Origin of the sequence: Escherichia sp. HH41S (genome assembly GCF_009820115.1) — a bacterium.
In the GTDB taxonomy this organism is placed as follows: domain Bacteria; phylum Pseudomonadota; class Gammaproteobacteria; order Enterobacterales; family Enterobacteriaceae; genus Escherichia; species Escherichia coli_F.
Window position 1 is genome coordinate 36,159 of the sequence record NZ_VNXE01000003.1, and the last position, 20,574, is coordinate 56,732.

The following is a 20,574-nucleotide window of genomic DNA, read 5'->3' on the forward strand; positions in this document are numbered from 1 at the left end:
AAACCTCAACGTCTCAATGTAAGGAGGCTATTATTCATGTCCACGCTTCCATGGAAGTCACCTGACTCGACGGGATGTTACCACCATATAACATTCATTTTTATTGCAACGTGATATTTTCAGACTTTTTCGTTCTCAACCGCCACACACCGAAAATCCTGCACTCTTACCTTATCGCCAAAAGAGCGGCCGGGCTCTTTTGGAATGGAAAACATATGCTCACACTCTGTCCGGGTCATTTTATTTCCGGAGTAACGGGTCCAGAATACCGGCGGATTGCCGGGCTTCATTATCGTTGCCGTGATTTTATAACGAGCCGCCATACCTCATCTCTGCAATCAGTATATCTTCGACTGAGCCATCACCTGTGACGTAAGCGCGAAAAAAAGTCAGCAGTATGGCAATGGCTCATGCGAAGATATACTAAAAAAAGCCCGCCTCTCCTGCGGGCAAATCATCCAGAGCAATAATAAACAATGAAACAACACAATCCTGTAAATTCTGCCCGTTGACTTCCGCTGGTTTCAACCCCTGAATGATATTTTGAGATTTTTCCTTTCTCTGCCAGCGTCAGAAATAAAAAACCGCACCGGAGTGCGGCAAATGGAAAATGCTGGAAAGTGTATTATAAGGCTGCATACAAAATAAAAGTGTCTGCCCGACAATAGTAATAAAAACATGCCACCTTTTGTAATAGCCTGATTTATTTTTCAGACTTTTTCATCCCCCGCACCTCAGCGGATGCCCAAAAATGGTACACCTCCCCCTCACTTTAACTCTGCCAGCCACAGCAGCAGATAACACAAATCAGCAGCATCGGTCACCGGGATATACCAGCGGGGATGCGCATATTCCTCCTCCGACGGCCAGCCCTCATGGCCACTCACCGTCAGCAGGAGATTCACCTGCTGACCCGACCGCCCTTCCAGAGCCACCGCCACGCTGCTGTTCACCCCCACACGCTGAGGCTGGCAACAGATACGCGTCACCTGCCCCAGTTGCTTCTGCAGATGCCCGCGCAGACGCTCAAGATTATCCCGGGTGGCACGACTGGCACCGGGCTGCCCCTGTGGCGGCAGCACAAACACACTTCCGGCAGGATGCCCCTGTGACACCTCTTCCGGCTCCGGATATTTCAGACACAGCATCGTCTTACTCCCCGTCAGTCAGCCCACGCAGCCTGTCCAGCTTCCGGGCCACATGAAATGCGGCTTCCAGTTCGCTGCACTGATGCGCTTTCATTAACGCCCGGCGCTCCGCCTTCTCCTCCTTCTCCGTCATCCCCAGCGCGAGGTAAATACTCGGGGGCACCACCCGGAACAGTGCCTCCACCTTCTTCGCCAGTACCACCCCTTCCGTGTAACACCCCGACAGTTTGCCGGCTGACAGCAGCACCGCTTTCTGCTCCTCTGTCAGGGCCTTAAAGCGGGCAATGTTATTCACTTCCTCCGGCGGCATGGTCAGACACACCCACCACTCGGCCATATTCAGCATCTTCTCGGCGACATCCGGATAGTCCTTCAGGTTCTGCGTGGCCAGCCACAGCCAGGCGCCCAGCTTGCGCCACATTTTCACCACCTTGGTCATGTACGGGGACAGCAACGGATTCACCGTCACAATGTGTGCCTCATCCACCGCAAACAGAATGTCCCGCCCCAGATACTGGTCACGCTCCGCGATGTTGTTAATCATGTTGGTCATCGACACCATGGTCAGCGCCATCTGGGCTTCATACCCTTCACGGGCCAGATGCCCCAGGTCAATCAGCGTCACATCCGCCTCCGGCCACAGCGCCCCCTCCCGGTTAAACAGCTCCGCCTCAAAACTGCCCAGCTGGGTGAACATCCCCAGCGCTTCCGCCATCTCTGCCGCTTTCGTCCGCCGGAGTTCATTTCGCTGCCTGTCCCGGGAGATTTCCCACAGTGCCGACTGCAAATCCGCCGGCAGCATCTGGCGTCCCTCCCAGTATGTGGTGTGCGTGGCCATCAGCAGCGCTTCGCGGATCATCGCCCTGTCCGCCCGTTTGAGTGCCGCCTCTTCCTTCGGATCACCGCCGGTGATCATCATGCGGGCAGAAATCTCCATTTCTCCCAGGATATCGCGCTGCTCCTCGCTCTCGTCCTGCGTGTCATCATCGATATCCGGCAGTGTCTGTTCATCCACATCCTGCAGGGTCTGTCCCTGTGCCACCAGAAGATGCGCATCCGCAAACGGTGGCAGGCTGACACCGGTGCCCGGTTTCACGCTGATTTTGTTGACGCTCAGCCCGAGGCTCTCAAAATAATCGGCCAGCAGCCCGAACGAGTTCCCGGCTTCAGCAATAAAAAGACGGGGACGATGTACGGCCATGATCTGCGACAGCGAGGAGCACAGCGTGGCGGATTTCCCGGCGCCGGTCGGACCAAACAGCAGCAGGTGCGCATTCTGGGTGCGGTCCAGTTTATTCAGCGGATCAAAAGTCAGCACATCCCCTCCCCGGTTAAAGAAACTGAACCCGGGATGACCGGTGCCCGTCTCCCGCCCTGTCACCGGCAGGAGCCCCGCCAGATGCTGCACCCACATCAGACGCGTGTACCACTGCTTCCTGTCCGTATCCGGATCAAAACACATGGGCAGCGCACGCAGCCAGCTGTTCAGTGGCCCCACATCAAACTCCGGACGTACCGGCTGCAGACCGGCGCCCAGCAGTGCTGTGGTCAGGGCCACCCGCTTACGCTTCAGGCTGTCCATATCCTCAGCCCGTAACAGAAAACTGATCCCCGCCCGGTAAAGTTTGTGGCGGTTTCCCAGATATTCCTTCACGGTGGCCACATCCTGACGGGCACGGATGGACTCCGTGTTTTCCCCGACCGCATTTTTTGACAGCCGGGTGAAACGCTCCTCGAGTGTGTCCTGCGGCTGTACCACAATGGTCATGCACAACAGGGTGCCTTCAGGGAACGTATCCATCAGGGCATTCACCGTCTTTTCGCCCCGGGCCTTCTCACCGGTCAGCGTCCCTGCCTCCGGAGGCGTACGCAGTTTCTCCACCACCACGGCGGCATGCGGAAGTCCGTCCAGCCACCACACACCGTTTTCCGGATCCGACACCGGCGGCGTGAACCAGAGACTTTCCGCAAAGTCGGTCATCACCGGCATCATGCCCTCCGGGGTCTCCTGCGGTGCTGCACGGGTGGCCAGACGGTACAGTGTGTCCCTGTCCACCCACTCTGGCCGGGGGTTGAACAGTCTGAGCAGCCAGCCATGTACCTGCAGACCGTTCATACGGGTACAGCGCACCCCCGCCCCGCCCAGCGCCCCCACCACGCGTTCACACACCTGGTTCAGCATCGCCACCGGCGGCATCGGGTCATGGCTGTTTTTCCCGATACGGCGGTACACCACCATCCGGGTCCGTCGCTGCTGACCACGCCAGGGCTGACCGGTCACCAGCGTGTCCGTGAAAAGCCCTTCCGGGCGGGCAATTCCCCGCAGATGCCGTTCCATCTCGCCCAGCCAGGCCTCTGTAAAAGCGGTGCGCTGCGCATGGGGCTTCACATACCCCCTCAGATGGTCAAGATACGCATCCACATCATTTTCATCCTGACAGAAGAACTGCACCACCCAGGGATGGGTGTCGTATTCATCAAAGCTGTCCTGCAGGGCATCCTCCACCGTGTCACGGATTTGCTCAAGACGCTCTGCCGTGCGCCCTTCCGTGGCCGCCGGTGTCACCTCATACACAGCGCCGACAGACACCCCGTCATCCAGCAGCAGGCACTGCTCTTCATCCAGATATTCCACCCAGGGCAGAAAATCAATAATGGACGGGCCCGCATGGTAAATCTTCGCCTCTTCCCGGCGCGTCATTCGCCCGGGGCGGGTCAGGTTACAGTGAATACCGGCGTCACCGGCGCCGGTTTCATGCGCACACGCGGCTGATGCCACTGCCTGTGCAGGCGCTTCCGTCTTTACTTTCTTTTTAAACAAAGGAAAAACCATCAGACTGACATGAACGCATCCCGCCTGTCTGACACAACAGACTTTCAGCGTTCCTCCCGAAAATGCGTTGATAAACCGCCGGCATCACACCGGCACAGTCACTCAGCTCATCCGACCCGTCAGAACGCTGCCGTGCGTTCACCGGGCATCGCATACTGCGTCTGGCTGTAAAATGAAAACACCGTGCTGTAGCCCGGTACCGGTGAGTTCCCCTCTGCAAGGTGCGGAAAGACATACATCACCATGTCCGGGTTGGGCAGTCGTGGAAACTGCTGGCTGATTTCACTCTCCTGTGTCCGGCTGTAACTGCGGTCCGTCTGCGCCGCGTCCTGCTGTTCCGTTTCTGTCAGCGGACGCCGCAGTGTGTCACGGGCTGCCGCAGCAGAACGGGCACTTCCGCCGCCAGACTGCCCCTGCCAGATTTCCAGCATCGACTGGTCCCCGGCGGGCAGCAGTTCCTCTTTCGACGTGGAACAGCCGCCGGCCAGAACCGCGCCCGTCAGCACCAGTAACGGCAAAAGTAATTTCATCATTTCCTCCTTCAGTCCAGACCACCCTGTGCGTCCGCCTCTCCCGGCAGGGTGAAGTCATAACGCACCTTACGGCCCTGGTCTTCGTAATCAATTGCCAGCTGGCGGGTGATGTGAACGGCCAGCCTTTTTCCCGGTGGCACATAAATGGCATCAAACGTCTGCCCGTAACGCTGCTTCACCCACTCTGCTGTCTCATTCATTCCACCAGAAATCGCCTTACCCAGTGCCGCCTCCCCGGCACTGCCGGTCAGCGCAGAAGAAAGGCCGTTGACGTTATTCTGCGTGGTGTACTGCCCCTGGCTCAGGGCCTCACCGGCCGCCCCTGCGGCAGACAGACCGAAAATGGTGGGCAGGTATGTGGCAGCATTGGACTTACGGGTGCCACTGATACACGGAATGCCGTCCTCATCCGAAATCCAGCCAATGCCGCCGGTGTTATTTCCGTTTTTCGTATTCTGGTTGCTGTTGGTGGTGCCGTTCACATCCGGTGCCGGCAGCGTGCGAACCCGCCCGTCAGCGAACACAAAGGTGATACTGTTCAACTGGCCCCGCACACAGGAGAGCGTCCAGTCACCACTGGCGGTACCGGACACCACGGCCCCTTCCACATCCGGCAGTTCAATGCCGTTGGCGGTCAGGTTGTCCTTACCGATAAGCACCTTGAACGGATAAGGGTCTGTCACCGTACCGTTGACCGGCACCCGCCCCAGCAGGGCCGTCATTGCCCGGCTCCCGACCAGGGTGGCATTCTCCGGCAGGGTGTAGACGGCCTGTGTGGTGGCCTGTTGTTTCTCTTTACTGTATCCCTTCACCTGCTGTTCATACGCCGCCTTCTGACGGGTCAGCGGGTTATCATCCAGAAAGGAGGTGGGGAAACGGGGACCACTTTTGCCCCCTGCCACATCCCGCGGGTCAGGCTGTGACTGGTCAGCCGGCGTCACCCACATCAGGCCATCGGCCCCCTGTGACACCGTGCTTCCCGGAGAACCACTCAGTCCGTCAAGCCCCAGCCCGAGGGGAATATCGCTGTCAGTATCTGCCTTACTGGTGCCACCCTGCTGCGCCAGCTGCTCCGTCAGGGACTGCACCTTTGCCATCAGGGCGTTCTGCTCGTTCTGTAACTGGCGCTGCTTCTCCTCATAACTTTTCTGCAGTCCTGCCACGGCATCGTTCAGCTGACCGGACACATCCGTTCCGCGTTTGCGCAGTTGTTCATTCTCCTTCAGCAGTCTGCTGTTCTGTTCGTCCAGCGTCTGCTGACGTTCACGAACCTGATTGAGACGCCCGATAAGCGTGCGCAGGGTATCTTCCGGCGTGTCACTCTCAACACCCAGCGCCTTCAGTTCCTCCTGAGACAGGGTCCCCAGGACCTGCGTCTGCTGTGCTGACGGGTCTGATGACGGCGCTGAATCACCACAGCCTTTAAGCCCGATGAATACCCCGCCCACCACCACAACGGGCACCACAAATTTGACCAGCGTGTTGGATTTAATCTGCATGACTCACCTCCCCGCGGGCACTGCCCCCGGCCTTACGGGCTGTGGTGACTTTACGTCGGACTGGCTCTGCAATAAACGCCCTGTCCGGTCTGCCCTCTGTCACCAGATACAGTGTTGTGGTGTCCTCCGGTGTACCGGCAGGTCCCAGCCAGCGATGCTGGAACGTGGCGGTCACAAAGTTTCCCTGCAGTGCCCTGGGGTCCAGCACCACCTTACGGCTGACCGTGTTGATGAGCTTCAGCGCCACCACCGTGCGTCCGCCCGCGCCCCATGCCGCCAGTGGCGTGACGGTCAGGGGCTCTGACGGATACAGGGTGGTGATGCGTCCGGGCAGATGATGACTGACCGGGTGAACACCCGGCACCGCCTCCAGAGTCCTGAGCGGGGCATACAGGGACTGGGCGGCGTAACGGGTCAGTAACACCGGCAGGGGCGCGCTGTAACGAACCGGCTGACGACGGGCCTGCGTACCGTCATCCTGTCCCGGTGCCCGCGACTGACCGGCGGAGGTTTTGCCGGATGAGGACGCCGGTTTCATCAGGTCAGTCGCCTGACTGACCGTGCTGACCTCACCGTCATACACAATACGTACCGGCTCAGAAGGCCCCTGTTCACCGGCGGTGACATCGAGAAGAATAATTTCCCCGGTCTCCACATCCTGCAACTGCAGCCGTGTCTGTGGAAAGGCACTGTCCGCCTTCAGGTACACGGCACCACCGGTACTCTGTACCCGCAGCTTACCGTTCAGTGCCGGCGGGAATCCCACCCGCACATTTTTGTCCGCAAAAATCACCCGCTCCTGCCCTACCTTCAGGGGTACGGATAACGGAATACGCTCCCACTTCATCAGTTCGTCAGCATGCAGCACAAACGGGGATATCAGTAACGGAAGCGCCATCAGACTCCCCCTAATCAGACGACAAACGTTGCCCTTCATCACTGTGTTCCTCCGGCAGCCGGTGCGGCTTCCAGCCGTTGAGGTGTACCGCTGTAGCAGTCAAGTGCCAGCCCGAAGGGGTTATGCTCCGGGTCCCCCTCCCAACGCACCACTTTCAGGGGATAACGCACCAGCGCGCGTTTGACCGGCTCAGCATGAAAATACTCATCCGCCACCAGGTCCAGACGTACCAGCCAGTTATCCCGGCCCTGTACGGTCACCGGATTTTTGTTGTAGCGCCCTCCGTACCCGTGCTCAGGAATTTCATACACCACGCGCACACGGTCAAGCAGTTCCCCCGCATCCTTACGGCGGCGGGCATCGTTCTCCATCAGTTCACGGCATGACGGCGTCAGATAGGCCGACAGGGCATGAATTTTAGCCGGGTAATCCACTTCGCCGTTCTTCGGCCAGGCATTTAACTGCTGGAAGATATAAAAGGCGAAGGAGTAAACCGTCGACGGGGGAACTTCCCACCACGGTCGGGTACTGCCGGAACGCAAATCCGGCGGGTTATGAATGGTCAGACGACTGGGAGCAGTCATCCAGCCAATACAGGCCAGCAACAGAAATCCTGCCAGTACGGCACTGATAATGCGCAGGCTGCGGATATGCTGGTCCCTGTCCTGAAGGGCGTGACGAAAACGACTCATAAAACTCTCCTTACCGGCCGGGTACGGCGCAGGGACCAGCCCTGCGCCTCCATAATCAGCGATGAACGCCCCATGCCGGCCCGACACTTTTTCTCCTCCAGCCGCTGCCAGAGCCAGTTATCCGGTTTGCCGCGTTTCATCCGGGTGATCCAGCTTCCGCCGAACCAGATCAGCAGCAGCGGCGTGACCATCATCCCGGTCGGGATCATCACCCAGCCGGTCAGCGGAAGCAGCGGTAACGGCCAGAGCAGGCCGAGACCGGCGCCGCTCAGTGCGGCCAGCCCCAGCTCCGGCGTGGTGAAGCCCCGGAACACGGCCGGCTCCACATTAAGGCGATCGGGTAAAAAATGAATGGTCTGCATGGGTGGCGTTCCTTACAGAATGATGGAAGCCGATTTGGTCAGCAGCCAGATCACCGCAACCAGCAGAATCACCCCCACCACCACAATGGCCCCAAACTCCGTCCAGGTTTTTTGTCCTTTCTGGACTCCCGCAAACGTGGAAATTGCGGAATTCGCCACGACAATAAACCCAATGGCGGAGATAATCAGACCACCCAGCACCACTCCGTCCTGGGAATAGCCTTTAATCTGTCCAAACAGACCGCTGCCACCGCCGGAGGACGGAGGTTCCATGGTGGGCAGATCAGCCAGGGCCGGTTGCATACTCATCCAGAGCAACAGACACACTGAAAACACGGTCTGCCACAGGCGTAACAGCATTGTGTGCGGCAGAGAAACAAGACGTTTCAGAAAACGAAAACACCACTTCATACAGACAAAATCCTCATAATCATGATTCAGATAACAACTCACCTCAGCTGGCAAACATCCAGATACTGAGAACCAGCAGGAGAGCCAGCCGGATAAAAAAGCGCCCCAGCATTGCGCTGCGGACCTTCTCATTACTCCAGCCCGCCCAGACATCCAGCAGCGCCCAGGCCGCCCAGAGAAACAGCACGGCAAAAAGCAGCCCGAGTGACAGCAGATGCAGGGCACTGATATCCATTTCCCCGGAAGCCGCTTTAAAGGCGGAAGACTGCACGGCAGACATGCCCATCAGGGACGCTCCCGCCGGTAGTGCCCGTTCACGGCTGACGTTGTGCGGGGCTGGGCCCGGGAAGGCGTGAGATAGCGGTCAATGCCATCACGAATGGTCTCCAGATCGGCACGCGCCCGGGGATAATCAAAGAAGTAACGGGATGACTCAGACGAGCCGGACTGCACAGCAGCCACCCGGGCCCGTTCCAGCGCCGCCTGCACCTGGTCAAGCTGGCGCATGGCGGTGGCCAGTTCGTCCTGTTCAGCTGCCTGAACAGGTATGGCAAGAGTGAAAAGAAACAGCATCCCCGCAGCACCGGCCAGATGGCCGGCACGACAGGGGGATGCCGGAAACGAACGCATACGCACCTCTCTCTGAGTTAAACGGTGCGTACAGGATGCGTAAGGCGAGGAAGCGGGTCAGCGATAAACTCTATTTGCAAAACTGAAAATTTTTACGGGAAAATCAGCAAAACGTCCCATCAAACAAGGATATCCGAATGGAAAAAATTACCGTTGCTGAACTCATACAAATATTCCTGCTGTTCGCTATAGTAATCGGATGCATTATCTTCATGCTGCACGACATTGATCTGACAAATAAAAGAAATCGGTTTGAGAAAGCACAGAAAGAATCCATCCGGCAAAATAAGCTAAAAAATGAAGATGTTCATCTTCTGGCCTCACGCTGGTCCGTAAAACCTGGCCGGGTAAAATCAATACTTCTGTTTATCCTGAGTGATTTCCTGACCAGCAATGACTGTCCGGATCATCATATTGCACGAATCCGGGAACTGATTGAATGGCATGACACAAATGACCCATTTGCAGAGCTTCCGGAGAACATAAAATTACAGTTACAACATATACTACGACTGTCCGCGACCTGTCAGCCAGAGGTTACTTCTCTGACAAGATCGCTCCACGATATTTATACATCTAATCAGAAAAAAATGAGGAGAGCCAAAATCGTCAGTTTTATTATTTCTGTAGCAAGTCTGTTAACCGGAATATACAGCATTTTCTTCAATTAATTTCATATCGTCGTTAATGAGTTTACACTATTGTGAACAATGCTCAGACATTACTGTAATCACACCTGTAACCCAAATAAAGGTGGAATAATGACTGAGATTACCCTGAAGATATACGCTGGCGCACTTGCCTTCTGGCTCCTGTTTTACTGCTTCATCAAAGTTGCAGAACTCCGTTTTCCTCCCTGGGTCTGGACCATCATGCAATGCATCACCGTTTTTTTTATCATCACACTGCCTGTTTTCCTGCGGGAACTGATACGCAGCCCTGCCTTTTGACCCAAATACGCCACTGAGGAAAACAGCATATGCAACTTTTACCTGTACTCTTTGGTATTGCTCCGGGCCTGTTAAATATGTTTTTTCACGCTGGCTGCTAAGGAAAAGAAGAAAATATGTCTGAGCATCTGTTTCCGTACGTTCTCCTGGGCTGGTTATTTTTTGCGCCTTCTGGTTTGTATTTCTCAATTACCTCAGTCTGGAAGAACCCCATTACCCTCTGTGGGCATGTTACGTCATACAGACCATCAACTGGATCATTATTGTACTGAATGTTATTGTCATCCCCGTGCTGACAGTGACGGTCTTCCGCCCGTTTCTCACATCTGTGAACTGTTAACGACAAAACCGGTTCATTCAAAGTCACTGAAGTGAATGTAATTAACTGAACGCGCCACTGATTGCCTTTACATGGCTTATGTGGTGGCCCCCGGGAAAAACCTGTTCTGCACCGGGGGCAATATAAAAATCAAATACTCTCGTTGTTTATGACGTTAAATCATAATCAAACACAATAATATCATTCAGTATCGGCCTGAAGATGTTCTTGAGTGCCTCATGCTCAGGGTGAGGAAGATATCGCTGTCTTGCCGCCTCATTAACAAATGTCATCATGACACAATGTGTGTAACCGGCATTCTTTCCTTCCGGACTGTTGTTCTCCCCCCATTCAACAGAAGCCACTCCCTGAATTCGTACCGGCACTGATAAAAATGCCTCTCTGACAGAAGCAATCTGCGCCGTTGTTGCTTCTGCTGTAAAGCGAATCAACAGAATATGTCTGATCATATTATCCTCCTGACGTTCAGAAATAATTGTTCCGGTAAACAGCAGCATACTGCCGCGCACTGACGACTGTCACGTGGCTTGTCTGCTGACAGCCCGGCACAAAAACCAGTTTTGTGCCGGGCTGTCCAGCTCTTCCCGGACTCAGAGGTATTTTTTGAATGACGCCATGGTCACGGTGATAGCCACACCCAGCAGCATGGCCGCCGGCCATATCAGCAGGTTCGGGTATACTGCTGTCGGCCAGGACATATAAAGAATACAGGGAATGTATATTGCCGGTTTAATGGACTTTCTGGCATGGTGATAAACAAAACTGGATTCATACGCAGCACCGTACCTGCGCAGGTCACGTCTTCCCAGACCCTCCACCACCGCCACCAGAGCCACCATCACAAACAGGGGCACTGACAGCACCAGAATCGTCACCCGGACCAGCGTCACCACCGTCACATATACCGTGGCCATCAGGTAATCATGCAGGTAATGCGCCAGCCAGCGGCCCAGGGTATCCACTTCCTGTATCACACTGTTATCGACCGAAGCGCCCTGCTTCATCCAGGCCATAAATCCGCTGTCCACAAACAGCCACTGGTACGCCGTGGACACCCACTTCATCACCGTCACTGACGGCGTGGACAGCAGCAGACTGCGGGTAAACTCCGAGGATAACCAGCCCAGCTCGGTGTTCATGACCGCTTCACTGTGCTTCGCTCCCTGTTCAGGCCAGAAAAATGCAATACCCACGTACTCAATCAGCAGGCTCAGCAACAGGGAGGAGAGTACCATCCCGGCCAGTGCCCACGGCCACCCCCACAGCAGGTTATACAGCAGCCCGTGCCGGCGTGGAGATTGTGCGGCGTCAGGACGGTTCACATCACGACGGGAATCAGCCATGTCCGTCTCCTTCCGGCACATTCACGGCCGGGGCTTCATGCCACCCCCCCTCTCCGGTGTGGTAATTACGCCGCATGGCTTCAGCCACTTTTGCAATACTCTCCGGCATCAGCGCATCGTCCTTCTCTGACGCCGGCAGCGGCATCCGGATTTTCCACAACTGTCCGCCTTCCAGCAGGGCAAATGCCTGCCCCTTTGGCAGGGTGACGATATCCGCCGGCTCCAGTAAGGGAACCTTTACTGTACCAACGCGGTCCTGGGTGCTGGAGGTGAAATCCTGTCCGGACGTCACATCGGCGGTATCCTGATGCCCCGATACCAGTGTTTTGGTGTAAATCTCCACCTGAGGCAACTGACTGGTCAGCAGCTCTGCCGTCCGGTTCTCCCTGACGCGCAGCATAATCATGTTATTGAAGTTACCCTGTACCTGGGCAGTTTTAGCCGCATTACCGATGCGGGCTTCAATATCCGAAGACGTCTGGGTATACGCCGTCACCTGCATACCGGCACCGCCGCCCTTGTTGATGAGCGGAATAAATTCATCGCCCATCAGTTCGTTGAATTCATCACAGTGCAGGTTGACCACATTTTTACTCTCCCCGGCACCGGGCAATCCGGCATTCATACCGTGTTTGTAGATATGTCCGGCCACACTCACCAGGTCTGCAAACATGGAGTTTCCCACGGCACTGGCCACCTCACTGTCACTGAGCGCATCAAGACCGATATACACCACCGCCTTTTTACGTATCACCTGCTCCCAGTCAAACACGGGACGGGTATCACTCATATCCAGGTAGTCCGGTGCCAGCAGCTCTGCCGTCTTTCCTGTGGTCAGTTTTTCCAGCAACGGCAGCAGGGAGGCCACGATTTTATCGAAATAGGTCCGGTCATAACGTACTGCGCTTCGCAGACCATCCAGTATCGGGTCATACAGTTTCTTCCCGGCTTCACTGCTGAGCGCCACCTCAATGGCCCAGATACGCACAGCATCCGGCTGGTTCTGCATGGTCCGGGGCACATCATTCTCACCCAGCACATTCATGTTATTCAGAATGGCGCTTTCCAGTTCCGGCATCTGTTCACTGACCACCTTTCCGGCATAACGAATATAGAGGTCAGCAATATTATTCACATAGCGCATAATCAGCGTGTAATCCGGGCGTTCTCCCAGCGCCACCAGGGCGCGGGCAATGATATTGACAAAACGCCAGGCAAACTCCCGGAAAGCAGCACTGTTGCCTTCACCGGACAACTGCCCCGCCACACGGGTGGCCACTTCCGATACCCGGCCAAAACGCCCCACTGCATTATAGCGGGCAGAGATTTCCGGCCAGCCCAGATGAAAGATATAAAGCTCATCGCCCCTGCCGGCCCGGTGTGCTTCTGCCCAGACACGCAGCAACAGGTCAGCATCCCCTTTGGGGTCAAAGACAATGGTGACCTCTCCCCGGCGGATATCCTGTGTGACCAGCAACTCTGCCAGCCGGGTTTTACCGACACGGGTGGTACCATAAACAATGGTGTGTCCCACCCGCTCTCCCAGCGCCAGCGTCACATCCTGTTCATCCGGTTCAATACCATGCAGTGCCGGATTCCCGCCCACCGGCGGCAGGGGGCGTACCGGATTCAGCGGAGAGTCCTGACGCAAAAGTGCGCCCAGACGGGGGACGGTATGCTCCGTTTTCAGCTCAAGCTGACGGGCCATCCGGTACAGCCAGCCGGGCTGAAGGTACCTGGCCACCTCCGGGCGCAGCGTATCCTGAAGGCGCTGGGTGTGTTTCTGTGTCCAGCGAAATCCCCGCCCCAGAAAAAGGCGCTGACGGCTCACGGGTATCTGCCGGGTACTCATCACATAACGGGGCAGACGCCGCAGATTGCGACGGTAGCGGATGACCTTCATTCCCTGGCGGAAACGGACTGCTGCCAGAACGCCAAAACCGGCGGCAGTGGCATAACTGACCGACGGCGCGAGCGCCACCGCCCAGGGCGCTGTCACACAGACACCGGCCGCCGTTGCCGCCACCACGGCAGTGTTCAGCTCCACCGCCGGTCGCAGCAGGGCCTCAATCACATAACGGTTGCTCATGACCGGGTACCTCTCTGTAAAAGACGCCGCCACCATGAGCGCGGCAAATCGTTCTCCGGTGATGCGGACAGAACCTCCAGTCTGCGCTGTAACACCATCACCTCCCGCCATGCGTCTGCCGCATTCAGCAGTAATGCCTTATACACCAGTGGCCTGTCATATCCGCCTGCACGCACATCATCCACCGTCAGCAGGGCTTCTGTTCTGAAACGGTCCACTTTCCAGCAGGCCAGGTCTTCGCGGGAAACACACTGCCGCCGGGTCTGCAGACGAAGATACACACCATGCCGGGACAACGGTTCTGTCAGGTTGTGAATCTCCCGACAGGCAGACCGGAACTCCCTGTCCGTGTGATAAATACTCTGGGCCACATTGTGAAGCTGTGTGCGCCCCTCCCCCTGCAGGTGAAACAGAAAGCGGGCCAGACAGCTGCGGTGATTACCGTCAGCACTGACATACCAGTGAATGCCATCCGTGCTGACAAAACTCATCCCGGCATGCTGTTGCTCTGCCTGCGTGTAGTAACCCGGATTCTTTTCGAGTAACGGGATATTGATACCCATACGTTCACCACGCTCCAGCAGTTCCAGCCAGGTCATTCCGGCATACTGTGGATGGTCAGTCCCCACAATGCGGTACACATTGATACTGCCCTGCCCCGTCCAGTAGTGTTCCGTAATAAAATCCGACATTGCCGCAAACTCTGCAGCATCCCATGCGGCCAGTTGTTCATGTGCCCAGGCCGGGACATTTGCCTGCACACGGGCCAGCAGTGAAGCTGTCATACCTGACCTCCCTTCTGCGGAATTGCATCATTATCATGGTCAGGCCAGTGAGCAACCGCACCACGGCCCCTGCCACATCCACAGTGTGGTGATACCGGTACGGATGCGGTTTTCCGGCGCAACATGCCGGCCGAAATGCCTTCCAGAACCACGGATGCCAGCAGCAGTGTCAGCGCCAGTATGTGCAGTGACTGAAAATCTGCCTCCGCAGCCTGCCTGAAAGAGCGCGGTGCCCGGAGGCATTCTGCATCAGTGGCGGACAGTGCACGCCACTCCCCGGTTGTCACCGGTGCCACGAAAGGACGCGACGGGCACCGGAGCATCATCACCGTCCCTGCCGGCGCATCACGCCAGCGTGCTGACTCCGCCTCATAACGCTGCGCCAGCCCTGTCACGCCACCGCTGGCAACCTCAACGAAATACAGCATCATCAGGCATCCCGTCAGCATGGATGGCCAGACAATCGCTGTTCTGAATAAAAGCATAAACATCCGTTTTACCGTCATCATCTCCGCTCCCCCCTGGTGAGTTCATCTGTCAGTAATGTTCCGTTCAGCAGTTTCAGCAGACGCTGACCGCTGACCAGTTCGATATCCGGCCACAGCGTCAGCCTGGCCCAGCTGGCCGGCCCCGTACGACCGGTATGAATAAAAAATCCCCGGCAACCTTCCCGGCGCAGCAGTTCCCCGAAGGCATCAATATGTGCCGGGCGGATGGTCCGTCCGTAGCGTTTGGCCTGTATCAGCCAGCGCTCACCGTTAATCACCACCTGTCCGTCAAGACCGCCATCACCGCTGTAGCAGGGATTGTGAATAACCGTCATCCCCTGCTGCATCAGGGCCAGTAACAACACTTCTTCGAAGACATACGGATTGATTTTGCGCAGATACTTCAGACGCTGAGCATCCCCCGGCAGCGTCTTCAGTCTGGCCAGTGCCCGGGCGGCGGTGGCGCGGTAACGCTGATGGCGACGGGTCCGGGCGCATTTCTGTTTTCGCCCCCCTCCCCGCAGGATAAGCATCAGCAACACCGTCAGCAGGCAGAACACCAGACAAACCATCAGCACCGGGCTGACCAGCAGGGCTGCGGTTATCACAGGTGTCTGCATCATGGTGACACCTCCTGTGACAGCCCGTTGTCCGTTATCAGCACCGGGTAAGACTTCAGCTGTAACCGGCGGGCCAGCGCAGAACCGGATGCCGGTGTCATCGCCACACCGGGGGCCAGTTCACGCAACGTGCGCAGGCCGTTTTCATCAGCCACATTCACCACCATCCCGGCGGCATGGCGCGCCCGGAGCGCAGCCGCATTTTTCTGCAGCCACTCGCGGGAATACGCATCATCCCCCACAAGGAAAAGTGCACCGATGCCCGGTAGCTGAAGCGGGCGTGGCGCCACCTCGCCAGGTGACATTTCAGGTGTGCTGACCGGCAGCATCGCGGCTTCTCCCTGCAGAAGAGGCTGTGGTGAAACAACCGTTGTAGAAGCCGGTGCCTGCCGGTTGATACCCTCAAAAAAAGGCGTGGCATCCCTGCCGCCCAGGTCAGCAATCACCGTCAGTTCAGCACTGACACTCGCTGAAAACAGAAGCCATACAGGAAAATAAAAAGGGATAATCCGTCTCAGTCTGTTCATTCACGCCTCCGGGGCTCTGTCCAGATATAATCCGCCGCCGGTGCCAGCATGGCTGTCTGCTGTGACGTCATACTTTTTGCATTCAGCCGGTCCAGATGACGTCTGACCACGGCGGTGTAACGGACGGCCGGCTTTCCACCGGCAGGATGATGATAACAACCGGCAGCCTTCAGCCAGCTGTCGGGATGGCGCTGACGGCACTCCTGCAGAATGACTGCCGCCGTCTCAAGACTGGTGTACGGGTCAAAGGCCGCCCATGTTGACGGGAAACGATGACCATTCCACCCCAGATTGACCTGCGCTATCCCGACATCAATGCGTCTGGCCGGATAACGTTTCAGAAACACCTGCAGTGCCTGCCAGGCCTCCAGACGGCTGGCATAACGGTACCCCTTCCCGGCCACATTGAGTGTCCAGGGCCAGGGGCGGGAGACATCCGGAAGACGCCCGTCGCGGCGGGAATACTGCATGACGCCGGCCATATCACCGGGCGCCATGGCGGTCTCTGTCAGGGATACGGCATACAGCACTTCTGCCGGAATACCGTGTGCGCGGGCCACCTGCACATACCCGTCAGGAATGGTCTGTGCAACAGCCTGACACATACCGCTGCCTGCCAGCATCAGCAGAGCGGTCAGAATGCAGCCACGCGCCATCCGTCCGCCCCCTGCTGCAGTACCACCGGCATCTGTCCCTCACCAAAACGCAGCCAGCGCCCCGCATCATGATTCAGGGTGATATGCCGGCTGCGGACCTTCTCTGGTGGAATATTGTGCTCACGTGCCCACTGACGAAGCAGCCCGTCTTTCCCCTGACTGTCCACCAGGTAAATATCCACCGGCTTACCGGATGCCAGCACCTTACTCAGGCGGATATCACAGGACGCACAGTCCTTCGCCTTCACAAACAACGCCAGTCTGCCTCCAGTGTCCCCGGCCAGAACACCGGTATTGCCCATACTGACCGGCAGCTTTCCGGGATAAAGACGCTGCCATGCCGCATCAACCTCCCGCTGAAAAGCCAGCTCCTTCTCCGTACGGGCATACGCTTCCTTCACCCACTTTTCGGCATACGCCCGGCGCTCAGCCGGTGTACGGGCCTCAATACCCAGTGCTGTCAGCGGGTCCAGACCCGGCGACTGTATCCCGCGGGGTCCCGCCATCAGTTCCTGATAACGCCCCCAGTCCTCCTCACTCAGCCCCCACCGGCCAGCCTGCTGTTGCAGCGACTGCGTGGTGCTCTGCGTATGCTGTGACGTATTCGTAAGGGATGCGTCCGTCACGGTCGTGTTCTGGTCTGCAGCCTGCGCCAGTGCAGGTATCAGCATCACCAGTAACAGGGATTTCAGTCTCATCTTCACTCACTCCACCCTGACCTGTACCTGACGTCCGTTAACCCGGAACGTCGCCTGTTCGCGACCGGCATGAATCAGTGTCCAGCCGGCCACACTCTCTCCTTCCCCGAGCAGTGCCACCTGCGACAGACTGGTATATCCCCGGGGGGCCACCGCCGCATATGACAGCGTCCCCCGACGCTCGGTGCCGGTCAGCACAAACGGCGCCCGGCGGGAGGTGCGCGACATACCTGAACGTGCCGTTGCAGGGCGGGCAGTTTTCTGTACCACCGGAGAGGGTTCTTTCGTTCCGGATACGTCCTTTTTCCCGGTGCCGGAAGCAGAGGAGGATTCGGACTGAACAGCCCGGGGCTGTGGCTTCTCTGCCAGTGCCGCCAGCGTGTCCAGCCGCAGGGAAAGGGCTTTCTGTGCTGCCTGAATCTGCTCAAGGGACGCCGGCAGTTCATTAAGCTGCGTCTGCTGAACCTCCGTCAGAACGGGCTGCCGGGCCAGCTGCGCCAGACGCGCACTCTCCGCCAGCAGCTTCGTCTCCAGTTCACTCAGTCGTGACTGCAGCGGAGCCAGCGACGCCGGTGTCAGACGCTCCCCCTGCTGTTGCTCCAGTGTTGCCAGACGGGTATCCATCGCCAGCATGCCACGTCCCGTCAGATACAGCGCCACGCCCGTCACCACAACCAGCAGAATCAGGGAACTCACTGCCACCCCCCGCAGAAGTGAATACCGGCGTGTTGTGGGTTTATCTGCCGGAACGGGTGCCATCATCTCCTGTTGTTTGCTCATTTTTTCAGGAAACCTCCCTTAGCCGGTTGCGCCACCGGGGCCGTTATTGCCGGAGAAATCGGCACGGGTGCCAGCTGGCCTGCCGGTAACTGATACCCCGCCCGCAGGCTGTGGCAGACCACACGCTGAACGTCATCCACCTCCAGTTGCCAGGCCGGGCCCGCCATCACCTGCAGGGCTGTACGCAGTCGCACCGGTCCCTGCTGATACTGCACGGCGGGCAGGGGCTGGCGGTACAGCACACCATTGGCCGGCCCGGTGGCACACAGTGTGTAACCGGACTGTTTCAGGGCATAGCGCATGGCATCGGCCACGGTGGGCTTTAACGATGCCGGAATACGGATATCAATCACCTGGGAAAGCGGGTCTCGCTGCGCTGCCTGCGGTGCCGTGCTGACCAGCAGGTAACGGTCGTAACGCACCACTTCCGGTGCCGGCTGCGCATAAATATCCTGTGACACCGGCTGCACATTGCGGGAAACGCTGACGGAAGGTACCGGCATGGCCGGCGCACGTTGCTGAAGTTTTTGTGGGCTGTTACACCCGGCCAGCAGGGCCAGGGTAACCAGGGGAAATAAGATCCCGGGTTGCATCTTCATCCGGATAACTCCTCTGCAGTGATAAAACAGCGGTCACTGTGCAAAGAAGCGCCGGCAGGCTCAACGAACAACTCATTATCAGTAAACAAAAAAAACGCCTGCACGAAGGCAGGCGTGATGATCAGCAGGAAGTTTTTTCACCTTCTGCAGCCCGGCAATACCGGGCGGTGTATATTAATGCAGGATTTTCTTCAGGACATCATCAGGCAACTGTGTGGCCTCTTTGATGACACCAAAAGACATCCCCATTTTTTGTAAGCGACGGGCTGTCTCCTGTCGTTCGAGATCGATACCTTTTTCGATACCTTTTTCGATACCTTTTTCGATACCCGCCAGTTCAAGCCGTTCAGCGATAGTCATAATCTCATCCTCATACCGGGGCAGATGTTCTGCCATCGCCCGTATAAATTCCGGTGAAGCCGAATCGCACGCCTTCACCATATAGTTTAACAGAACCACCACCTGATCGTGTGTTCCCTGTATCTGAAGCAACTGTGACAGAAAGTCAAGCTGCGTCATCAGATCGCCCTTCCGCTGACGGACCTTCATCAGAAGCATCAGGGCAGCCATCTGCTGATAGCAGCGGATACCCTCATCATCAAGAAGACCCACATCAATAACGCGGGGAGGCTTTCCTTCGCCGTAAAGCTCCCGACCAAGCGCCGGATCGTCCAGACAGTCCAGCCAGTTCAGGCTGTACGGATACGGACTGGGTTCACCGTGATAAAAAAGCACCGGGATCACAATGGGGGCCTGATTATGCGTTTTCAGGTGACGATACATTATCGCCAGCACATAATGCATCATGCGCAGGGCCATAAAACGATCCGCAGAGCTCTGATGTTCCGTCAGCGCGTAGATGTAACCATCACGGCCATCGGTGGTTTTCATGCTCCACAGAACATCACTGGCATACTGACGCAGATCCGGATCCACAAACGTGGCCGGCTCCAGCTTCAGGGTGTTCATGTCGCACCGCTGTAACTGTGCCGGCGGCAACGCGGCTTCCAGAAAATCCCTTGCAACCGAAGGGGTTTCCATCATCGCCCTGAACGCCGCATCGTGTGGCGTGGGCGTGGTATGATTTTTTTCACTCACGATACCTCCTTGATAAAAATGGGGGCGGTGATGCCCCCGGGGTTAACATTACATGGCATGGATAATCCGCCGTTCAGCGCCATATCCCGGTCCACTGAAGGGAATGTCGTCGTCAAAATCCATCGGCATTCCCCCGCCGTTCCCGGAAGCCGGTGACGGTGAGTTACCCGCCGGCGCACCGGCAGTTCCCTGACCGCTGTGTGCGGACGCGGCGCCACTGCCCTGCTGGCGCGGAGAGCCCAGCATCTGCAGGGTGCCGTTGACACTCACCACCACCTCCGTTACGTAGCGATCAACACCATTCTGCTGATCGAACCACTTCCGGGTCCTTAACTGACCTTCGATGTACACCTGTGAACCCTTGCGCAGGTATTCACCGGCAATCTCCGCCAGTTTTCCGAAAATCACCACGCGGTGCCACTCGGTCTGCTCCTTCATTTCACCGCTCTGTTTATCACGCCAGGATTCACTGGTGGCCAGGGTCAGGTTCGCCACAGCTCCGCCGCCATTAGGGAAGTAACGGAGTTCCGGGTCCTGTCCAAGATGTCCTATCAGTATCACCTTATTAATACCGCGTGACGCCATATGCCCTCCT

General features: G+C 57.2%; 26 protein-coding genes. 1 reads left to right on the forward strand and 25 read right to left on the reverse strand.

Annotated elements, in window-relative coordinates; all coding sequences use genetic code 11:
- Positions 1-119: 119 nt before the first annotated feature.
- The 11 genes from FQZ95_RS00175 to FQZ95_RS00225 all read right to left on the reverse strand — a co-directional run bounded on the left by FQZ95_RS00175 (position 120) and on the right by FQZ95_RS00225 (position 9,006).
- On the reverse strand, positions 120-323 hold the full coding sequence (locus tag FQZ95_RS00175; RefSeq protein ID WP_069722999.1) for a DUF1187 family protein: 204 nt from the start codon (positions 321-323) through the stop codon (positions 120-122).
- A 444-nt stretch (positions 324-767) separates the two neighbouring features.
- Complete coding sequence (locus FQZ95_RS00180) at positions 768-1,148, reverse strand: hypothetical protein (RefSeq protein ID WP_050188224.1); 381 nt, start codon at positions 1,146-1,148, stop codon at positions 768-770.
- A gap of 4 nt (positions 1,149-1,152) precedes the next feature.
- Positions 1,153-3,849: a conjugative transfer ATPase gene (locus FQZ95_RS00185; protein ID WP_160529771.1), complete on the reverse strand. Its 2,697-nt coding sequence runs from the start codon at positions 3,847-3,849 to the stop codon at positions 1,153-1,155.
- Positions 3,850-4,100: 251 nt separating this feature from the next.
- Positions 4,101-4,514, reverse strand: a complete 414-nt coding sequence (locus tag FQZ95_RS00190; protein WP_394814251.1) for a TIGR03751 family conjugal transfer lipoprotein — start codon at positions 4,512-4,514, stop codon at positions 4,101-4,103.
- An 8-nt stretch (positions 4,515-4,522) separates the two neighbouring features.
- Positions 4,523-6,013 carry a TIGR03752 family integrating conjugative element protein gene (locus FQZ95_RS00195; RefSeq protein ID WP_160529741.1) on the reverse strand — a complete coding sequence of 497 codons (1,491 nt, stop codon included), beginning with the start codon at positions 6,011-6,013 and terminating at the stop codon, positions 4,523-4,525.
- Positions 6,003-6,950, reverse strand: a complete 948-nt coding sequence (locus FQZ95_RS00200) for a TIGR03749 family integrating conjugative element protein (RefSeq protein WP_432804969.1) — start codon at positions 6,948-6,950, stop codon at positions 6,003-6,005. The genes FQZ95_RS00195 and FQZ95_RS00200 overlap by 11 nt, the downstream gene beginning before the upstream one ends.
- Positions 6,950-7,603, reverse strand: coding sequence for a PFL_4703 family integrating conjugative element protein (locus FQZ95_RS00205; RefSeq protein WP_021555950.1), 654 nt, complete (start codon positions 7,601-7,603; stop codon positions 6,950-6,952). Before FQZ95_RS00205 ends, FQZ95_RS00200 begins: the two co-directional genes overlap by 1 nt.
- Positions 7,600-7,965 (reverse strand): TIGR03750 family conjugal transfer protein, encoded by a 366-nt coding sequence (locus tag FQZ95_RS00210; protein ID WP_021555951.1) that lies wholly within the window; start codon positions 7,963-7,965, stop codon positions 7,600-7,602. The genes FQZ95_RS00205 and FQZ95_RS00210 overlap by 4 nt, the downstream gene beginning before the upstream one ends.
- Positions 7,966-7,977: 12 nt before the next feature.
- A complete protein-coding gene (locus FQZ95_RS00215) occupies positions 7,978-8,376 on the reverse strand; it encodes a TIGR03745 family integrating conjugative element membrane protein (protein WP_021555952.1) in 399 nt (132 codons plus the stop codon).
- A gap of 43 nt (positions 8,377-8,419) precedes the next feature.
- Complete coding sequence (locus FQZ95_RS00220) at positions 8,420-8,662, reverse strand: TIGR03758 family integrating conjugative element protein (RefSeq protein WP_000525826.1); 243 nt, start codon at positions 8,660-8,662, stop codon at positions 8,420-8,422.
- Positions 8,662-9,006, reverse strand: coding sequence for an integrative conjugative element protein, RAQPRD family (locus tag FQZ95_RS00225; protein ID WP_160529742.1), 345 nt, complete (start codon positions 9,004-9,006; stop codon positions 8,662-8,664). The genes FQZ95_RS00220 and FQZ95_RS00225 overlap by 1 nt, the downstream gene beginning before the upstream one ends.
- A gap of 137 nt (positions 9,007-9,143) precedes the next feature.
- Between FQZ95_RS00225 and FQZ95_RS00230 the strand changes: the two genes are divergently transcribed.
- The gene (locus tag FQZ95_RS00230) at positions 9,144-9,677 is read left to right on the forward strand and encodes a hypothetical protein (protein WP_160529743.1); all 534 of its coding nucleotides are present in this window, start codon (positions 9,144-9,146) and stop codon (positions 9,675-9,677) included.
- A gap of 27 nt (positions 9,678-9,704) precedes the next feature.
- Here FQZ95_RS00230 and FQZ95_RS00235 read toward each other — a convergent pair whose 3' ends face one another.
- The 14 genes from FQZ95_RS00235 to ssb form a co-directional block, all read right to left on the reverse strand.
- Entirely contained in the window at positions 9,705-10,145 is a 441-nt protein-coding gene (locus tag FQZ95_RS00235) for a hypothetical protein (RefSeq protein WP_139129832.1), read from the reverse strand.
- Positions 10,146-10,442: 297 nt separating this feature from the next.
- The gene (locus FQZ95_RS00240; RefSeq protein WP_202384072.1) at positions 10,443-10,793 is read right to left on the reverse strand and encodes a Dabb family protein; all 351 of its coding nucleotides are present in this window, start codon (positions 10,791-10,793) and stop codon (positions 10,443-10,445) included.
- Between the two features lie 93 nt (positions 10,794-10,886).
- Complete coding sequence (locus tag FQZ95_RS00245; RefSeq protein ID WP_160529744.1) at positions 10,887-11,639, reverse strand: TIGR03747 family integrating conjugative element membrane protein; 753 nt, start codon at positions 11,637-11,639, stop codon at positions 10,887-10,889.
- The gene (traD, locus tag FQZ95_RS00250) at positions 11,632-13,728 is read right to left on the reverse strand and encodes a type IV conjugative transfer system coupling protein TraD (protein WP_160529745.1); all 2,097 of its coding nucleotides are present in this window, start codon (positions 13,726-13,728) and stop codon (positions 11,632-11,634) included. Before traD ends, FQZ95_RS00245 begins: the two co-directional genes overlap by 8 nt.
- A complete protein-coding gene (locus FQZ95_RS00255) occupies positions 13,725-14,513 on the reverse strand; it encodes a hypothetical protein (RefSeq protein ID WP_160529746.1) in 789 nt (262 codons plus the stop codon). The genes traD and FQZ95_RS00255 overlap by 4 nt, the downstream gene beginning before the upstream one ends.
- Positions 14,510-15,022 carry a hypothetical protein gene (locus tag FQZ95_RS00260; RefSeq protein ID WP_160529747.1) on the reverse strand — a complete coding sequence of 171 codons (513 nt, stop codon included), beginning with the start codon at positions 15,020-15,022 and terminating at the stop codon, positions 14,510-14,512. Before FQZ95_RS00260 ends, FQZ95_RS00255 begins: the two co-directional genes overlap by 4 nt.
- Positions 15,019-15,624 carry a restriction endonuclease gene (locus FQZ95_RS00265; RefSeq protein WP_160529748.1) on the reverse strand — a complete coding sequence of 202 codons (606 nt, stop codon included), beginning with the start codon at positions 15,622-15,624 and terminating at the stop codon, positions 15,019-15,021. Before FQZ95_RS00265 ends, FQZ95_RS00260 begins: the two co-directional genes overlap by 4 nt.
- On the reverse strand, positions 15,621-16,148 hold the full coding sequence (locus FQZ95_RS00270) for an integrating conjugative element protein (protein WP_160529749.1): 528 nt from the start codon (positions 16,146-16,148) through the stop codon (positions 15,621-15,623). The genes FQZ95_RS00265 and FQZ95_RS00270 overlap by 4 nt, the downstream gene beginning before the upstream one ends.
- Positions 16,145-16,804, reverse strand: coding sequence for a lytic transglycosylase domain-containing protein (locus FQZ95_RS00275; RefSeq protein ID WP_160529750.1), 660 nt, complete (start codon positions 16,802-16,804; stop codon positions 16,145-16,147). The genes FQZ95_RS00270 and FQZ95_RS00275 overlap by 4 nt, the downstream gene beginning before the upstream one ends.
- Positions 16,783-17,502 carry a TIGR03759 family integrating conjugative element protein gene (locus FQZ95_RS00280; protein ID WP_160529751.1) on the reverse strand — a complete coding sequence of 240 codons (720 nt, stop codon included), beginning with the start codon at positions 17,500-17,502 and terminating at the stop codon, positions 16,783-16,785. Before FQZ95_RS00280 ends, FQZ95_RS00275 begins: the two co-directional genes overlap by 22 nt.
- 6 nt (positions 17,503-17,508) lie before the next feature.
- Entirely contained in the window at positions 17,509-18,282 is a 774-nt protein-coding gene (locus FQZ95_RS00285; RefSeq protein ID WP_160529752.1) for a Tat (twin-arginine translocation) pathway signal sequence, read from the reverse strand.
- Complete coding sequence (gene pilL2 / locus FQZ95_RS00290; protein ID WP_202384075.1) at positions 18,279-18,875, reverse strand: PFGI-1 class ICE element type IV pilus protein PilL2; 597 nt, start codon at positions 18,873-18,875, stop codon at positions 18,279-18,281. Before pilL2 ends, FQZ95_RS00285 begins: the two co-directional genes overlap by 4 nt.
- A gap of 180 nt (positions 18,876-19,055) precedes the next feature.
- Positions 19,056-19,979: an Rpn family recombination-promoting nuclease/putative transposase gene (locus tag FQZ95_RS00295; protein ID WP_069723014.1), complete on the reverse strand. Its 924-nt coding sequence runs from the start codon at positions 19,977-19,979 to the stop codon at positions 19,056-19,058.
- 48 nt (positions 19,980-20,027) lie between these two features.
- Complete coding sequence (gene ssb / locus FQZ95_RS00300) at positions 20,028-20,564, reverse strand: single-stranded DNA-binding protein (RefSeq protein ID WP_069723015.1); 537 nt, start codon at positions 20,562-20,564, stop codon at positions 20,028-20,030.
- Positions 20,565-20,574 lie beyond the last annotated feature (10 nt).

Coding starts and splice junctions, on each gene's coding strand:
- FQZ95_RS00215 (WP_021555952.1), bottom strand. CDS start 8,376: ATGAAGTGGTGTTTTCGTTTTCTGAAACGTCTTGTTTCTCTGCCGCAC.
- FQZ95_RS00240 (WP_202384072.1), bottom strand. CDS start 10,793: ATGCTGCTGTTTACCGGAACAATTATTTCTGAACGTCAGGAGGATAAT.
- FQZ95_RS00205 (WP_021555950.1), bottom strand. CDS start 7,603: ATGAGTCGTTTTCGTCACGCCCTTCAGGACAGGGACCAGCATATCCGC.
- FQZ95_RS00255 (WP_160529746.1), bottom strand. CDS start 14,513: ATGACAGCTTCACTGCTGGCCCGTGTGCAGGCAAATGTCCCGGCCTGG.
- FQZ95_RS00180 (WP_050188224.1), bottom strand. CDS start 1,148: ATGCTGTGTCTGAAATATCCGGAGCCGGAAGAGGTGTCACAGGGGCAT.
- FQZ95_RS00210 (WP_021555951.1), bottom strand. CDS start 7,965: ATGCAGACCATTCATTTTTTACCCGATCGCCTTAATGTGGAGCCGGCC.
- FQZ95_RS00200 (WP_432804969.1), bottom strand. CDS start 6,950: ATGAAGGGCAACGTTTGTCGTCTGATTAGGGGGAGTCTGATGGCGCTT.
- FQZ95_RS00185 (WP_160529771.1), bottom strand. CDS start 3,849: ATGACGCGCCGGGAAGAGGCGAAGATTTACCATGCGGGCCCGTCCATT.
- FQZ95_RS00230 (WP_160529743.1), top strand. CDS start 9,144: ATGGAAAAAATTACCGTTGCTGAACTCATACAAATATTCCTGCTGTTC.
- FQZ95_RS00195 (WP_160529741.1), bottom strand. CDS start 6,013: ATGCAGATTAAATCCAACACGCTGGTCAAATTTGTGGTGCCCGTTGTG.
- FQZ95_RS00285 (WP_160529752.1), bottom strand. CDS start 18,282: ATGAGCAAACAACAGGAGATGATGGCACCCGTTCCGGCAGATAAACCC.
- FQZ95_RS00190 (WP_394814251.1), bottom strand. CDS start 4,514: ATGATGAAATTACTTTTGCCGTTACTGGTGCTGACGGGCGCGGTTCTG.
- pilL2 (WP_202384075.1), bottom strand. CDS start 18,875: ATGCAACCCGGGATCTTATTTCCCCTGGTTACCCTGGCCCTGCTGGCC.
- FQZ95_RS00265 (WP_160529748.1), bottom strand. CDS start 15,624: ATGATGCAGACACCTGTGATAACCGCAGCCCTGCTGGTCAGCCCGGTG.
- FQZ95_RS00275 (WP_160529750.1), bottom strand. CDS start 16,804: ATGGCGCGTGGCTGCATTCTGACCGCTCTGCTGATGCTGGCAGGCAGC.
- FQZ95_RS00280 (WP_160529751.1), bottom strand. CDS start 17,502: ATGAGACTGAAATCCCTGTTACTGGTGATGCTGATACCTGCACTGGCG.
- FQZ95_RS00245 (WP_160529744.1), bottom strand. CDS start 11,639: ATGGCTGATTCCCGTCGTGATGTGAACCGTCCTGACGCCGCACAATCT.
- traD (WP_160529745.1), bottom strand. CDS start 13,728: ATGAGCAACCGTTATGTGATTGAGGCCCTGCTGCGACCGGCGGTGGAG.
- FQZ95_RS00175 (WP_069722999.1), bottom strand. CDS start 323: ATGGCGGCTCGTTATAAAATCACGGCAACGATAATGAAGCCCGGCAAT.
- FQZ95_RS00270 (WP_160529749.1), bottom strand. CDS start 16,148: ATGAACAGACTGAGACGGATTATCCCTTTTTATTTTCCTGTATGGCTT.
- FQZ95_RS00225 (WP_160529742.1), bottom strand. CDS start 9,006: ATGCGTTCGTTTCCGGCATCCCCCTGTCGTGCCGGCCATCTGGCCGGT.
- FQZ95_RS00260 (WP_160529747.1), bottom strand. CDS start 15,022: ATGATGACGGTAAAACGGATGTTTATGCTTTTATTCAGAACAGCGATT.
- FQZ95_RS00220 (WP_000525826.1), bottom strand. CDS start 8,662: ATGGGCATGTCTGCCGTGCAGTCTTCCGCCTTTAAAGCGGCTTCCGGG.
- ssb (WP_069723015.1), bottom strand. CDS start 20,564: ATGGCGTCACGCGGTATTAATAAGGTGATACTGATAGGACATCTTGGA.